Consider the following 14574-nt stretch of genomic DNA (forward strand, 5'->3'; position numbering starts at 1 on the left):
GGATAGTCCCGCCGATGGTCGGCGAACATCCTCAGCGCGCGTTCCTTGACCGCGGCATCGATCTTCTTGGGCATGTGCTCATCCTCCTGGACTCAAACAGGAGCGGCATCAAACCCGTAACGGTTCAGCCCAGTGGGTGATGTGGTGGGCGTCGCAGGCGAGGGGGAGGCGGGTGCAGCCGGGGAAGGCGCAGTGGTGGTCGCGCAGGACCAGGGCGTTCCAGATGCCGGTGGTGACCAGGCGTTGGGTGCGGTCCACGTCGAGGACCTGACCCTGACTGCCGAGGACGGCGGGGATGATCTCGGCATCGCAGGCGAGCCGGCGCACGGCAGCGGCCGACAAGCGATCGCCGGTGGGGAGGATGCCGCCGTCGGCCAGGTGTCCGTCGGTCTGCTCGAGCAGGTTGGCGAGGGGGATGGTGATGGTGATCCGGGCGGTGGTGCTGTGGGCGTGGGGAACGCTGTCGGTGTGCTGGAGGCGGCGGCAGGCCTCGAGGAGGGCGTCCCACATCCGGGTGCCGTGCTCCCTGGGGTCGGCACCGGTGTGCGCGCATTCGGGGTCGGGGCAGCGTTTGCCGAGGAGGTGGCCGTTGTCGTCGAGCTCGAAGCCCTGCTCGGGTTTGCGGGGTTCCCCGCCGCAGGCGCCGGGTTCGGTGGTCACGGGTGCTGAGAGCGGCAGGAGGACGGCTTTGACGAGCTCTGTTTCCTCGATGGTGGCGTAGCCCTTGATCCGCACCCCGCCGAGGGTGTCGGGGGTGAAGGAGAGGTAGCGGGCGTGGTGGGCGCCGCGTTCGGCACGGTCCTTGTCCAGGTCGGCTGAGAGCAGGGTGCCGTCGGGGTCGAGCTCGCGGACCACGGTGGGGAAGGCGTGGTCGAGGTCGGTGGCGTCGTAGCCGTGCTCGGCGACCAGCCCCAGCATCTTGGATGCTGCGTCCTCGCGCAGCTCGGGTGCCTGCGGCAAGGTCGACACTCGGCCGCCGATGACCGCGGCCTGCGCGAGCGAGATCTGGCCGGCAGCAAGAGCAGCACGGACGGCGGGGAGGCGGCTGGTCTTCTTCGCCACCCGGGTCAGGGTGCCGCCGGTGCCTTTGCGGCCGCCGAGGAGGTGGGTGAGGAAGTCCTTGGTCGAGGCCCACCCGATCGCCTCGGGTGCACCGGTGGACTCCAGCTGCTCGGCCAGGCCGACCAGCGCGCCGTCGACCAGGGCCTTGACCTGGGCGAGGGCAGCGGCGGCCTGTACCGCCTCGGCGCCGGTGAGCTGGTCCCATGGGACCTCGGCAAGTTCCCGGGCGTGGTCGAGGACGGCGGTTGCCGTTTCGAGCGCGCCGGGTGAAGTCATGCGCTCAGTCTATCGAACAAGTGTTCGAACAGCAACGGTGAACGCGATTCATCTGAGGAAATCTGGGGCCCGCCGGCCGGGAGATGGCGGCGACCATTGTCCTCCTTGCTCCGTCCAAAGCCCTTTCGATCGAACGATTCACAGCCGCAAGGCCGCGGTGATCGCACCGCGTCTCGATACGGCCTCGCGCCAGAGCGCTCGGCCTACTCGACGACCGATGACGGTGGTCGCAACCACCCACAGCCGGAAGGCCGCAGTGATCGCACCGCGTCTCGATACGGCCTCGCGCCAGGGCGCTCGGCCTACTCGACGACCGATGGCGGTCGCCACCACCCACAGCGGCGAGGCCGCGGGCAGCGGTAGGCGTCTCGATACGGCCTCGCGCCAGGGCGCTCGGCCTACTCGACGACCGAGAGTGGCTCGGTTCCTCCCCGATGACCGATAGCGGCCTTCTCGACGACCGAGGGGCGCGGCCCGTCAGTCGGCGGCGGCGCGCAGCCGCGCGCTCCTCGCTCCCGCCGAAAGCCCTTTCGGTCGCCACCACCCACAGCCGAAAGGTCGCAGTGATCGCACGGCGTCTCGATACGGCCTCGCGCTAGGGCGCTCGGCCTGCTCGACGACCGGACGACGTCTCGATACGGTCTCGCGCAGAGCGCTCGGCATCCTCGACGACCGATGGCGGCCTCCTCGACGACCGAGGGGGTGGAAAACGCCAGCGGACCTACGATCTCGTAGGTCCGCTGGCGGTGATGTCCGGGGACATCATGCGGTCGGGCTGACAGGATTTGAACCTGCGGCCTCCTCGTCCCGAACGAGGCGCGCTACCAAGCTGCGCCACAGCCCGCACAAGCACGGGAGCATAGCCGAGGGGATCCGCGCTCCCACAATCGGACCCACCCCGGGGCGGCCGGGACCGGTCAGTCGCGAGCGCGCAGGGTGAGCAGCGTGGCCTCGGGGCGGCACGCCACCCGGATCCGTGAGTACGGGCTGGTGCCGAGACCCGCAGACACGTGCAGCCAGGCCGACCCGGCCTCACCAGGCTTCGAGTCCGCCGGGTGGCGGTGCAGGCCGCGAGCCCGTTCCGGTTCGAGGTCGCAGTTGGTCGTCAGCGCGCGGCCGGGGGCGCGCAGGTTGCCGAGCCGGGGCAGGCAGACCTGGCCGCCGTGGGTGTGACCGGCCACGATCGCGTCGTACCCGTCGGCGGCGTACTGGTCCAGCACCCGGAGGTACGGCGCGTGCGCGATCCCGAGCCGGAGGTCGGCCGCCGGGTCGGCCGGCCCGGACACGGCCTCGAGGTCGTCGTACCGCAGGTGCGGGTCGTCGACGCCGGCGAACGCGATCCGGGCCTCGCCGACCACCAGCGCGGCGCGGCGGTTGGTGAGGTCGAGCCAGCCGGCACCGGCCAGGCCGGCCGTGAGGCCACCCCAGGGCAGCGCCGGCACGTTGACGTGCCGCTTGCCGCTGTCGGGCAGCAGGTAGCTGATCGGGTTGCGGAAGCCGGGCTCGAAGTAGTCGTTGGAGCCGTGCACGAACACGCCCGGCCGGTCGAGCAGCCCGCCGAGGCTGTCGAGCACGACCGGCACCGAGTCGCGGTGGGCCAGGTTGTCGCCGGTGTCGATCACCAGGTCCGGCTCGAGGGTCGCCAGCCCGCGCAGCCACTCCTGCTTGCGGGTCTGGCCCGGCGTCATGTGGATGTCGCTGAGATGCAGCACGCGCAGCGGCCGCATGCCCGCCGGGAGGACCGGGACGTCCACCTTCCGCAGCGTGTACTGGCGCGCCTCCCAGGCGGCGTACGCCGTCGCCAGCACTCCGGAAGCGACGCCGGTGCCGAGCAGACCGACAATCCGTGAGGGGCGCACTGCACCAGCCTGCCAGAATCGTTCGCATGAACTCGCTGAAGGACCGCCTGCGCACCGACCTCACCGCCGCCATGAAGGCGCGGGACGAGGTGCGCTCCTCCACGATCCGGATGATCCTCACCGCGGTCACCAACGCCGAGGTGGCCGGCAGCACCGCCAAGGAGCTGTCCGACGACGAGATGCTCACGGTCCTCTCGACCGAGGCCAAGAAGCGGCGGGAGGCTGCGGTCGCCTTCGAGGAGGGCAACCGGCCCGAGATGGCGGCCAAGGAGCGCGCGGAGGCGGCGGTGATCGCCGACTACCTCCCGGCGCAGCTCAGCCCCGAGGAGATCGCCGAGATCGTCACGGCCGCCGTCGAGAAGCTCGGCGCGGCCGGCGCCGGTCCCAAGGCGATGGGCCAGGTGATGGGCCTGGTGCAGCCCCAGGTCAAGGGCCGCGCCGACGGCGCCGCCGTCGCGGCGGAGGTACGGCGCCAGCTCGGCTAACCGCGCCCGCGACCTCGGCCGTTGTTGCCGTTGTTGTCGTTGCCGTTGCCGTTGTTGTTGCCGCGGCCGTTGTTCCGGTCGGGTTTCCTCGGCGTGCCGTCGGAGATGTAGATCGTCACCGTGTCGCCCGAGCCGAACATCGAGCCCGCCGCCGGCGAGGTGTAGGCGACGGTGCCGCGAGCGGCGGCCGAGTCGACGTACCCGCCGTTGGCGACCTGGAACCCGGCGCCCTCGAGCTGCGCCGTCGCGGACTCGATCGAGTAGCCGCCGACGTACGGCACGGGGATCAGGACTCCGGCGACGTCCTCGCCGGACGGCTGGACGAAGTCCTCGTCAGGGAGGTACGGCGCGAGCGCCTTGAAGGCATCGCCCCAGATCGGTCCGGCGGTCGACGATCCCGAGGTCGACGCGACGACGCCACCGATGAGCTTCCCGTCGAGCGACTCCGGCTCACCGACCTCGTTGACGCCCCCGACGGCAGCGGCGCCGGCCAGGTTCGGTGTGTAGCCGGCGAACCACACCGAGCGGTTGGCCGACGAGGTGCCCGTCTTGCCCGCCGAGGGCTGCGGCGGCGCGATGTACTGCCCGAAGCCACCCGGTGCGGTCACGCCCTCGAGCACGTCGTTGACGGCGTCGGCGACGGGGCTCGGGAGCTCCTGGGTGCACTTGGGCTTGTAGTCCTTGAGCACGTTGCCCTGGTTGTCGGCGATCTTGGTGACGGGCAGCGAGTCGCAGTGCTTGCCGCGCGCCGCGAACGTCGCGTAGGCCTCGGCCATCTCCAGGGGGCTGACGTCGACGAAGCCGAGCGTGAACGCCGGTCGCATCTCGTCCTTCGGGTTGGTGAGCCGGACGCCGAGGCGCTTGGCGAGCCGGTAGGGCTCGCAGATCCCGGTCTCCTGCTCGAGCTCGGCGAAGAACGTGTTCACCGAGCCTTGGAGACCCGTGTAGAGGTTGACCGTGTGCGGAGCGAAGTCGAAGTTCGAGACGCTCCACACGTTCGAGCTCTGGTAGGGGCCGTCGCAGGTCTCGAAGGTGTTCTCCGGGATGAACGCCTCGGCCGGGACGTTGTAGGTCTTGTTGAGCGGGATGCCCTGCTCGATCGCGGACGCGAGCACGAACGTCTTGAACGTCGAGCCGGGCTGGAAGCCGGCGGCGTTGCCGTACTCCTTCGGCACCGTGTAGTTGAGGAACGTCTGGCCCGGGCCCTTGCCGAGCTCGCGGGACTGGGCGAGCGCCTTCACCAAGCCGGTGCCCGGTTCGACCAGCGCCATCGCGCCGATCACGCTCTCCTGGGGGTACACGTGGCTGTTCATCGACGTCTGCGCCGCCTCCTGCATGCGCATGTCGATCGAGGTGGTGATGGTGAGGCCGCCGTTCTCGATCAGCCGCCACCGCTCGCGCGGGGTGCGGCCGAGCGCGGGGTCCTTCTTGAGCCAGGCGATGACGTACTCGCAGAAGAACTGGGCGGGTGAGTTGACGCACCCGCGCTCCTTCTTCTGCACGTCGAGGCCGAGCGGCAGCGCCTTGGCCTTGTCGGCCTTCTTCTGGGAGATGACGCTCAGCTCGGCCATCCGCTCCAGGACGACGTTGCGGCGCTCACGCGAGCGGTCGGGGTTCTCGGTCGGGTCGAACGCGCCCGGGCTCTGCACGATGCCCGCGAGCATGGCCGACTGGCGCAGGTTCAGCTCGTTGGCGTTGACGTTGAAGTAGTGCTGGGCGGCGGCCTGGATGCCGTAGGCGCCGTCACCGAAGTAGGCGGTGTTGAGGTAGCGCTCGAGGATCCAGTCCTTGGAGTACTTCTTCTCCAGGGCGATGGCGTAGCGGAGCTCGCGCAGCTTGCGGGCGTAGGTGTCGTCCGTGGCCGCCTTGCGCTCCTCCTTGGACTTGGCCTGGTTGACGAGGGTCAGCTTGACCAGCTGCTGGGTGATGGACGAGCCGCCCTGGACCACGCCGTCGGCGGCCTGGTTGGTGAACAGGGCCCGGATGGTGCCCTTCACGTCGAGCGCGCCGTGCTGGTAGAAGCGGTAGTCCTCGATCGAGATGATCGCCTCGACCATGGTCCGCGAGATCGCCCGGAGCGGGACGATCACCCGGTTCTGGTCGTAGATGGTCGCGATCTGCTTGCCGTTGGCGTCGAGGATCTCGGTGCGCTGGGGGAGCAGGTCGGTCTCCAGCTCCTGCGGCAGCTCGTCGATCGACTCGGACACGTTGCGGGCCGCGAAGCCCAGCACGCCGGCGAACGGGATCGCGAGACCGGACACCACGACACCGAGCACGGCGCTGACGACCAGCATCACCGCGAGGTGCGACACCACCTTGGGAGCAGACAGACCATCGGTCCTGGAGCGCGCCATGGCGCCCAGCGTACGTGAGACCGGCGATGGGTCCGGAACTCACGTTTCAGGGTGGTCGCCGCCTGAAAACCCGCTCGTCACGCCTCGGCCTAGTGAAATGTGACCAGGAAGGTTGAACAGAACTGGTGATGCGCTGGTCCAGACCTGTACTTTACCTTGGCACGACGAGGAGGACTTCGCGGCGCTGTGGGGGTGCCGCCCTCCTACACATGATGGGGACAACAACATGTGGGTAGAGGACTGGGCCCTGCGCGCAGCCTGCAAGAACGAGCAGCCGGACCAGCTGTTCGTGCGGGGCGCGGAGCAGAACAAGGCCAAGATGGTGTGCACCGGTTGCCCGGTGCGGACGGAGTGCCTCGCGGAGGCGCTCGACAACCAGATCGAGTGGGGCGTCTGGGGTGGGATGACCGAGCGTGAGCGGCGTGCGCTGCTCCGTCGCCGGCCTGCTGCCTCCTGGCGCAAGGTGCTCGAGACGGCGCGCGACCGCGAGACCGAGCAGGTCTCGGTCGAGGCCTGACCGGACCTGACCGGGTCCGACTCAGTCGGACCGGTCGGTCGAGCTCCCGCCGGAAGCGGCCAGGAGCTCGCCGATCCGGCGGAGGCCGTCGAGGTCGTGCACGTCGCCGGCGAGCGCTGGTACGACGACGGTCGGCACCTGCGGGTGCGCGGTCGCGAACCGCTCGCGCAGCGCGCGCTCGCGCTCGACCAGCTGCACCTGGTCGGCGTGCAGCCGGAGCAGCCCGGCGGCGAGGGTGCCGTTGCCGTCCCGCCGCAGCTTGCCGACCCCGGCCAGCGCGTCCTCCGCGGGCAGCGGGCTGTCGGGCGCCGGGCTGGCGCGGTTGACGATGAGGCCCGCGAGCGGCATGCCGTCCTCGCTCAGCCGCTCGACGAAGTACGCCGCCTCGCGCAGCGCGTCCGGCTCGGGCGCGGCGACCACGAGGAACGCCGTACCGTCGGCCTGGAGCAGCGAGTAGGTCTTCTGGGCCCGCTGCCGGAATCCCCCGAACACGGTGTCGAGCGCGGACACGAACGTCTGCAGGTCCTTGAGGAACTGCGCGCCGAGGATCTTGGTCAGCGCGTTGGTGATCAGGCTGAACCCGGCGGTCATCAGCTTCGCCGGACCCCGCGCCGGCGCGAGGAGCAGCCGCACGAATCGCCCGTCGAGGAAGCTGGACAGCCGCTCCGGGGCGTCGAGGAAGTCGAGCGCCGACCGGGACGGCGGCGTGTCCACCACGATCAGGTCGTAGGTCCCCGCCGCCTGCGCATCGCGATGGATCTGGCCCAGCTTCTCCATCGCCATGTACTCCTGCGTGCCCGCGAACGAGCTCGACAGCGCGATGTAGAACGGGTTGGCGAGGATCTGCTGCGCCTTCTCGGGGCTGGCCTGCGACTCGACCACCTCGTCGAAGGTGCGCTTCATGTCGAGCATCATCGCGTCGAGGTGTCCGCCCGCGGCTTCGTCGAGCCCGGTCACCGGCCGGGGCGTGTTGTCGAGGGCCTCGATGCCCATCGACTGCGCCAGCCGGCGCGCGGGGTCGATCGTCAGCACGACGACCTTCCGCCCCTGCTCCGCTGCACGCAGCGCGAGCGCTGCCGACGTCGTGGTCTTGCCGACGCCGCCGGAGCCGCAGCAGACGATGATCCCGGTCCGCCGGTCGGCGATCAGCGCGTCGACGTCGAGGGACCCGGCGCGCCGGGCGTCCGGGGAGGCCGGGCCGACGCGGGTCTGTCGCTGGGTCGTGCTGCGTGCCATCAACGTCCCTTTCGTGGGGTTGGTCAGGCCATTCCCTGTTCGCGGAGGAGGCCGGCGAGCTCGTAGAGCGCGCCGAGGTCGACCCCGCCGGCCATGCGCGGCAGCTCGTAGGTCGGTACGTCGATCCCGGCGATCACCGCGCGCTGGGCGTCCTCGAGCGCGCGGCGCTCGGCGTGCTCGCGGGCCTCGTGCAGGAGCCCGTCGAGCAGGGCGTCGGTGACCTCGATGCCGGCGGCCTTCACCTCGGCCTCGATCCGGCTGCGGTCCAGGGTGCCGGCCCGGGCGGCAGCGAGGTCGTCGTCGGAGAGGTCGCGCGGCCGCACCATGTTGACGACGATGCCGCCGACGGGAAGGCCGGCCCGCTCCAGCTCGGCGATGCCGTCGATGGTCTCCTGGACCGGCATCTCCTCCAGCAGCGTCACCAGGTGCACCGCGGTCCGCGGCGACTGGAAGAGCTTCATCATCGTGTCGGACTGGGTCTTGATCGGCCCGACCTTGGCAAGCCCGCCGACCTCGCCGCCGACGTTGAGGAAGTTCGTGATCCGGCCGGTCGGCGGGGCGTCGAGCACCACGGCGTCGTACCGGATGGCGCCCTTGTTGCGGCTGTTGCGCTCGACGGCCTCGTAGACCTTGCCGCTGAGGAGCACGTCCCGCACGCCGGGGGCGATGGTGGTGGCGAACTCGATGACGCCGAACCGGTCGAGCGCCTTGCCCGCGCGGCCGAGGCGGTAGTACATCGAGAGGTACTCCAGCAGGGCCGACTCGGCGTCGATGTGGAGCGCGTGGACGATGCCGCGGCCGCCGTCCTCGTCCGGGAGCCCCGTGGTCAACCGTCGCTCCTGGTAGGGGAGCGGGTCGACGTCGAACATCCGCGCCAGTCCCTGACGGCCCTCGACCTCGCACACGAGCACGTTCTTGCCCTGGTGGGCGAGCGCGAGCGCGAGCGCGGACGCGACGGTCGACTTGCCCGTGCCACCCTTCCCGGTGACGACGTGCAGCCGAACCTTCGACCAATCGCTCACCCGGGCAGCGTAGCGAGGCTCCGCGGCGGGCCCGCTCCGTGCCCGGGCGGCGACCGGTCCGGTGCGGCTAGTCCAGGGCCAGCCCCGCCGCAGGCGGTGTCCGCGAGGCCCGGCGGGCCGGCAGCACGGCGGCGAGCAGTGCCGCCACCGCCGACGTCCCGACGACCGCCGCGAGCTGGCCCCAGGGGAGGACCAACCCGGCCCCGTCGATCGCCGGCTGCACCAGCGCGCGCACGCCGGCCCAGGCGAACCCGACGCCGAGCGCGGTCCCGAGCAGGGTGGCGACCACCGACAGCAGCACCGCCTCGGCGGCCAGCATCGTCCGGAGCCGGCCCCGGGTGAGGCCCAGCGCCCGCAGCAGCGCGTGCTCCCGCCCCCGCTCGAGGACGGAGAGCCCGAGCGTGTTCGCGATGCCCACCAGCGCGATGACCACCGCGATCGCCAGCAACCCGACGACCCCGGCCGTCAGCACGTCGAGCTGGAAGGAGACGTGGTCGCGCCGGTCCACGCCGCTCTCGACCTCCGCGTCGACGGGCCGGGCCAGCGCCTCCAGCGAGCCGGACAGCTCATCGGGGTCGGCGTCGTCGGCGACCCGGGCCCAGATCGCGCGGACATCGGAAGAAGGGTCGATCCGGTCGAGGACACCCGGTGCGACCAGGGCCGCGGCGCCCCAGCCCTCGCCACCGACGACGCGCAGAGAGACGGCGCGGTCGCCGGCGCCGACGAGGACCCGATCGCCTGCTTCGGCAGTGCCGTCGCCGTCCTCGAGCACGTCCCACGGGACGACGATGGTCCCGTGGCGGGGCAGCCGGTCGTCGTCGCGGAGCAGCCCGGCGGCCGTCGTACCGGCTCCCGGGGCCTCGAGCACCGGGAGCCGACCGAGGTCGCCGACCTCGGTGCTGGTGCCGACCACAGGGGCGGCGCCGGTCACGCCGGCGACGGCTGACACCCGGTCGACGAGCTCGGCGGGGAGCGGGCCGTCGACACCGATGAGCGCCACGTCGACGGGGTGCTGCCGCGCCATCTCCTCGACCAGCGCGGAGCGGGAGCTCGCCATGCCGGTGAGGACCGCCGTGGTCAGGGTGACACCGATGAGGAGCGAGGCGGTGGTGGTGGCGGCCCGCCGCGGGTTGCGTACGGCGTTGCCCGCCGCGAGCCGGCCGGCCGGTCCGAGCAGCCGGCCGGCAAAGGGGCCGGCGGCGCGCACCAGCGCGGGCACCAGCACCGGTCCCAGCAGCAGCACGCCGCCGAAGGTGAGGACGCCGCCGGCCAGGAGCACCGGCAGCGCCGTCGCCAGTGCTGCCGCCGCGAGCAGCCCGACACCGACGGCGACGGCGAGCACGCCCGCCGCGACGCGGAGCCGGCCGGACGCGGTGCGTGGGCTGGCGCTGTCGTCAGGACGCAGCGCCACCAGCGGGCTGACCCGCACCACGCGGCGGGTCGGCAGCCACGCGGCCACGACCGTGACCCCCACGCCGACGGCAGCCGCGGCGACCAGCCAACCGGCCCCGATGGACGCCTCGCCCAACAGAGCCTGGGGCCACTGCGACCGGACCAGCGCGACGATGCCGTGCCCGACCGCCGCACCCGCCGCGACACCGAGCACGGCAGCGAGGCAGCCGAGCACGGCCGACTCGAGACGCACCGACCGCAGCACCTGGCGCCGGGTCGCGCCCACGCACCGGAGCAGCGCGAAGTCGCGCGCCCGCTGGGCGAACAGGATCGCGAAGGTGTTGTTGATGACCAGCACCGCCACCACCAGCGCGATGGTCGCGAACAGGAGCACGACGACCGCGACCAGGTCGACCTGGTTGTTGACCTCCTTCTGCACCTGCTGCACGAACGCGTCGACGGACAGCACCTCGGCGTCCGGGACGACCGCCGCGACCGCCTCGGCGGCAGCGTCCTCGTCGCCGGGGTCGGCCCAGGCGACGCTGCTGACGTAGAGCGCGTCCTGCCAGCGCTGGAGGTCCTCCCACAGCAGGTAGAGCGTCGCGGCCGCGAACGGCGTGGGCGAGTCGGCCAGCCCGACCACCTCGACCTCGAGCGCGTCGGGGCCGCTGCCGACCAGCACGGTGTCGCCGACCCCGAACCCTCCGCCCGTGGCGGCGTCCGGGTCGGCGACGGCCTCGCCGGGACCCTCGGGGAAACGCCCGGCCTCGAGGTCCAGCCAGCGCCGGTCGGCGTCGGCGGGCAGCTGGCCGATGTCGGCGCTGTCGTCGACGACCGCGCCGTCGCCGCCGTCGAGCGCGACCGGCTGGATCGACCAGGCGACCAGCCAGGCGTCGGCGGCGCCGTCCGCGGCCGCCTCGAGGAGGGCGGCGGCCTGGTCCGGCTCCGGCTTCTCCACGACGACGTCGGCACCCGCATAGGGGACGTCGAGGTCGGCGAGCAGGCCGTCGCGGACGGCGGAGGACAGCGCCGCGGTGACCACGACGAAGCCGACGCCGATGACGACGGCGAGCAGCGCGGCGACGTACCGCCGGGTGTGGGACCGCAGCGAGCCGAGGACGACCGAGCGCATCAGGCCGCCCGGCCCTTCAGTGCGGCGAGCAGGGCGTCGCGGGTCGGCGCCGCCAGCCGGGCCGTGATCCGGCCGTCGCCGAGGATCACCACGTCGTCGGCGTACGACGCCGCCTCCAGCTCGTGGGTCACCATCACGACGGTCTGGCCCAGCTCGCGGACCGACCGGCGCAGGAAGCCGAGGACCTCTGCGGACGCGGCGCTGTCGAGGTTGCCGGTCGGCTCGTCGGCGAAGACGATCGCCGGGTCGCCGACCAGGGCCCGCGCGACCGCGACCCGCTGCTGCTGACCTCCGGAGAGCTCGGCGGGGCGGTGGGCCAGCCGGTCGCGGAGGCCGAGGGTGTCGACGACTCGGTCGAACCGCTCGCGCAGGTCGCGCCCGGACCGCCCGGCCAGCTCGGCGGGCAGCCGGATGTTCTGCTCGGCGGTGAGCATCGGGAGCAGGTTGAACGCCTGGAACACGAAGCCGACCCGGTCCCGACGGAACCGGGTCAGCTCGTCGTCGGTGAGACCCTCGAGGCGTTGTCCCGCGACGACGACCTCCCCGGCCGTCGGCTGGTCCAGGCCCGCGAGGCAGTGCATGAGCGTCGACTTGCCGGACCCGGAGGGCCCCATGATCGCGGTGAACCGGCCGGCGGGTAGGTCGAGGTCGACGCCGCGCAGGGCGTGGACGACGAGGTCGCCGCGGTCGCCGCGGCCGTAGGTCCGGGTCAGGCCGCGGGCGCTGGCGGCGCTGGTGGTGGTGACGCTGGTTGCGCTGGTTGCGCTGGTTGTGGTCATGCCGACGAGACTCGTCGGCGCGCGTCCCCCGATCGTCGGGCCGCGGGTGGATCCGGTCGTACGACGCGGGGTGGACCTGGGTCCTAGGGGACCAGACCGGTCTCGTACGCGAGCACCACGAGCTGCACCCGGTCGCGGGAGCCGGTCTTGGCGAGCAGCCGGCCGACATGGGTCTTCACGGTCGCCTCCGAGACGGTGAACGTCCCGGCGATCTCGGAGTTCGACAGGCCGCGGCCGACGAGCACCAGCACCTCGCGCTCCCGGTCCGTGAGCCCGTCCAGCCGCCGGTCCGGCGCCGGAGCGGCGGGGTCGGGGAGCGCGGCGGCGAAGTGGGAGAGCAGCCGCCGGGTCGTCGTCGGCGCCACCACGGAGTCGCCGCCGTGCACGGTGCGGATCGCGCCGAGCAGGCTCTCCGGGGTGGCGTCCTTGAGGAGGAACGCAGCCGCCCCGGCCTTGATCGCCGCGAAGGCGTGCTCGTCGAGGTCGAAGGTCGTCAGCACCACGACCTGCGGCGGGTCGGGCCGGTCCTGCAGCCGGCGGGTGGCCTCCACGCCGTCCATCCGCGGCATCCGCACGTCCATCAGCACCACGTCGGCCGCGGTCACCGCGAGCCGCTCGAGCGCTTCGCCGCCGTCGCCCGCCTCGCCCACGACGGTCAGGTCGGGCTGGCTGTCGATGAGCATCCGGAAGCCGGCCCGGACCAGCTCCTGGTCGTCGACGAGGAAGACGCGGATCGGCTGGTCGGTCACAGCGGGATCCTCGCGCAGACGACGAAGCCGCCGCCCGGCCCGGGTCCCGCCTCGAGCGTGCCGTCGTGGGCGGTCACGCGCTCGCGCATGCCGGTGAGGCCGAGCCCGCGTCCGTCGTACGGCGCGGCGGCGCCCCTGCCGTCGTCGGCGATCTCCAGCACCAGCCGGTGCTCGCCGCCCTCCTCGAGCCGCATGCGCACCGTCGCGGCGGCGTCCGGGCCGGCGTGCTTGCGGACGTTGCTGAGCGCCTCCTGCACGACCCGGTAGGCGGTGAGCGCGACGCCGTCGGAGACCGCTGGCAGCGGGTCGGGCAGGTCGAGCTCGATCGGGGTGCCCGCCGCCCGCGCCTCGGTGACCAGGTCGGGCAGGTCGGCGAGCCGGGGCTGGGGAGCGGTCTCGCCGCGCTCGGCCCGCAGCACGCCGAGCATCCGCCGCATCTCCGCGATCGCCTCGCGCCCGGTCGCGGAGATCGTCGCGAACGCCGGTTCCGCCACCGACGGGTCGTGGATTGCGGCCGCCCGGGCGCCATCGGCCTGCACCACGATCGTGGTGAGGCCGTGCGCGACCACGTCGTGCATCTCGCGGGCGATGCGGTGCCGCTCGTCGATCGCGGCCAGCGCGGCCTGTTGTGCGGCCTCGCGCTCGAGCCGGTGGCCGCGCTCGACCAGCGTGTCGACGTACGCCTGCCGCGTGCGGCCGAGCGCGCCGAGCGCCGCCGCCGCGATGACGACGGCGCCGGTGGTGAGGGCGTAGGCGACGTGGGCGGTCCCGGTGGTGGCCGGGTAGGGCCGGAGCCAGTCGTACGACGCGATGCCGGCCCCGACCAGCCCGACCCCGACGGCGACGAGCGTCCACGCGGTCGTGGCGAACCGGGCGATTGAGTAGGTCGCGATCGCGAAGGCGGACTGGCTCCACAGCGGAGCGTCGACGAGCGCCGCCTGGACGCCGCACGCGACCGCGATGACCCCGAAGACCGTGACCGGGTGCCGGCGGCGCCACAGCAACGGCACCACCTGGACGGTCATCAGCGCGCCCTCGGTGCGGCTGCCCCACACGAGGAAGATCGGGACCGGCAGGAGGAGGAACGCGGTCAGGGCGACGTCGAACCAGCGTTCGCCGCGGGGTCCGAGCCGCAGCGGTTGCCGGTCGTGACGTGCCACCCGGTCACCGTAGACGGCGGGCGGCCCTGCCACGTCAGACCGTGGGTGGACCTCGTGACGACCCGGTCCGACCGGGGTCTCAGGCGGAGATCTTGTCCGCCAGCACGACCCAGGTGAAGAAGGAGATGCCGAGCAGCATCCCGACGTGGCCGAGGACGGACAGGCCCGGCCCCTGGCCCCAGCTGTCGCCGGTTGTGTCGGCGGCGTGCTTGCTCGGCCGGGTCATCCAGCGGGCCAGGATGAGCAGCCCGAGGCCGACCTCGATCCACCAGAGGGCGAGGGAGACCACGCCGACGAGGTCGTCGGGCGAGGTGAGGTAGTAGATCCAGACGCCGAGGGCGACGACCCCGACCAGGGTGTGCGCGTTGACGACCGCCCGCGGCACGAGGGCGTGGCCCGACTGGCTCTCCTCGTTGGCGAGCCGCATCCGCGTCAGCAGGACGACGACAGCGGCGAGCCCCGTCAGCAACCAGACGGCGTTGTCGAGATTCACTCGCGCATCGTGGCACAACTGTGCACCCGCACACACCGGGCAAGGGGCTGAGTAGGGT

Annotated in this window: 12 protein-coding genes and 1 tRNA gene; 2 read left to right on the forward strand and 11 right to left on the reverse strand. The window is 72.4% G+C overall.

Annotated features, from left to right (window positions below):
* Nucleotides 1-108: 108 nt before the first annotated feature.
* From DJ010_RS14950 to DJ010_RS14960, 3 genes are all read right to left on the reverse strand, one after another.
* Entirely contained in the window at nucleotides 109-1338 is a 1230-nt protein-coding gene (locus tag DJ010_RS14950) for a DUF222 domain-containing protein (protein WP_109695186.1), read from the reverse strand.
* Nucleotides 1339-2108: 770 nt separating this feature from the next.
* Nucleotides 2109-2182 (reverse strand) — tRNA-Pro (locus DJ010_RS14955).
* 73 nt (nucleotides 2183-2255) lie between these two features.
* Entirely contained in the window at nucleotides 2256-3197 is a 942-nt protein-coding gene (locus DJ010_RS14960; protein WP_109695188.1) for a metallophosphoesterase, read from the reverse strand.
* 26 nt (nucleotides 3198-3223) lie between these two features.
* Between DJ010_RS14960 and DJ010_RS14965 the strand changes: the two genes are divergently transcribed.
* Nucleotides 3224-3682 (forward strand): GatB/YqeY domain-containing protein, encoded by a 459-nt coding sequence (locus tag DJ010_RS14965; RefSeq protein ID WP_109695190.1) that lies wholly within the window; start codon nucleotides 3224-3226, stop codon nucleotides 3680-3682.
* On the opposite strand, the gene DJ010_RS14970 is transcribed toward DJ010_RS14965, so the two are convergent.
* Nucleotides 3679-6036: a penicillin-binding protein gene (locus DJ010_RS14970; RefSeq protein ID WP_109695192.1), complete on the reverse strand. Its 2358-nt coding sequence runs from the start codon at nucleotides 6034-6036 to the stop codon at nucleotides 3679-3681. The two genes, DJ010_RS14965 and DJ010_RS14970, sit on opposite strands and share 4 nt — an antisense overlap.
* 226 nt (nucleotides 6037-6262) lie before the next feature.
* Between DJ010_RS14970 and DJ010_RS14975 the strand changes: the two genes are divergently transcribed.
* Nucleotides 6263-6553: a WhiB family transcriptional regulator gene (locus DJ010_RS14975; RefSeq protein WP_109695194.1), complete on the forward strand. Its 291-nt coding sequence runs from the start codon at nucleotides 6263-6265 to the stop codon at nucleotides 6551-6553.
* 21 nt (nucleotides 6554-6574) lie between these two features.
* Here the strand turns inward: DJ010_RS14975 and bagB are convergent, their stop codons facing one another.
* The 7 genes from bagB to DJ010_RS15010 all read right to left on the reverse strand — a co-directional run bounded on the left by bagB (nucleotide 6575) and on the right by DJ010_RS15010 (nucleotide 14516).
* Nucleotides 6575-7789, reverse strand: coding sequence for an ArsA family ATPase (gene bagB / locus DJ010_RS14980; protein WP_109695196.1), 1215 nt, complete (start codon nucleotides 7787-7789; stop codon nucleotides 6575-6577).
* A gap of 23 nt (nucleotides 7790-7812) precedes the next feature.
* Nucleotides 7813-8811, reverse strand: coding sequence for an ATPase BagA (bagA, locus tag DJ010_RS14985; RefSeq protein ID WP_109695198.1), 999 nt, complete (start codon nucleotides 8809-8811; stop codon nucleotides 7813-7815).
* A 67-nt stretch (nucleotides 8812-8878) separates the two neighbouring features.
* The gene (locus DJ010_RS14990) at nucleotides 8879-11335 is read right to left on the reverse strand and encodes an ABC transporter permease (protein ID WP_109695200.1); all 2457 of its coding nucleotides are present in this window, start codon (nucleotides 11333-11335) and stop codon (nucleotides 8879-8881) included.
* Complete coding sequence (locus DJ010_RS14995; protein ID WP_109695202.1) at nucleotides 11335-12114, reverse strand: ABC transporter ATP-binding protein; 780 nt, start codon at nucleotides 12112-12114, stop codon at nucleotides 11335-11337. The genes DJ010_RS14990 and DJ010_RS14995 overlap by 1 nt, the downstream gene beginning before the upstream one ends.
* An 83-nt stretch (nucleotides 12115-12197) precedes the next feature.
* Nucleotides 12198-12863: a response regulator transcription factor gene (locus DJ010_RS15000; protein ID WP_281271142.1), complete on the reverse strand. Its 666-nt coding sequence runs from the start codon at nucleotides 12861-12863 to the stop codon at nucleotides 12198-12200.
* A complete protein-coding gene (locus DJ010_RS15005) occupies nucleotides 12860-14023 on the reverse strand; it encodes a sensor histidine kinase (protein WP_146207365.1) in 1164 nt (387 codons plus the stop codon). The genes DJ010_RS15000 and DJ010_RS15005 overlap by 4 nt, the downstream gene beginning before the upstream one ends.
* Before the next feature lie 79 nt (nucleotides 14024-14102).
* Nucleotides 14103-14516 (reverse strand): hypothetical protein, encoded by a 414-nt coding sequence (locus DJ010_RS15010; RefSeq protein WP_109695206.1) that lies wholly within the window; start codon nucleotides 14514-14516, stop codon nucleotides 14103-14105.
* Between the last annotated feature and the right edge of the window lie 58 nt (nucleotides 14517-14574).

Origin of the sequence: Nocardioides silvaticus, assembly GCF_003160695.1 — a bacterium.
In the GTDB taxonomy this organism is placed as follows: domain Bacteria; phylum Actinomycetota; class Actinomycetes; order Propionibacteriales; family Nocardioidaceae; genus Nocardioides; species Nocardioides silvaticus.

Bases quoted from the DNA above. Each gene is read 5' to 3' on its own strand.
- DJ010_RS14950 (WP_109695186.1), bottom strand. From the start codon at position 1,338: ATGACTTCACCCGGCGCGCTCGAAACGGCAACCGCCGTCCTCGACCAC.
- DJ010_RS14965 (WP_109695190.1), top strand. From the start codon at position 3,224: ATGAACTCGCTGAAGGACCGCCTGCGCACCGACCTCACCGCCGCCATG.
- DJ010_RS14970 (WP_109695192.1), bottom strand. From the start codon at position 6,036: ATGGCGCGCTCCAGGACCGATGGTCTGTCTGCTCCCAAGGTGGTGTCG.
- DJ010_RS14975 (WP_109695194.1), top strand. From the start codon at position 6,263: ATGTGGGTAGAGGACTGGGCCCTGCGCGCAGCCTGCAAGAACGAGCAG.
- bagB (WP_109695196.1), bottom strand. From the start codon at position 7,789: ATGGCACGCAGCACGACCCAGCGACAGACCCGCGTCGGCCCGGCCTCC.
- DJ010_RS14990 (WP_109695200.1), bottom strand. From the start codon at position 11,335: ATGCGCTCGGTCGTCCTCGGCTCGCTGCGGTCCCACACCCGGCGGTAC.
- DJ010_RS14995 (WP_109695202.1), bottom strand. From the start codon at position 12,114: ATGACCACAACCAGCGCAACCAGCGCAACCAGCGTCACCACCACCAGC.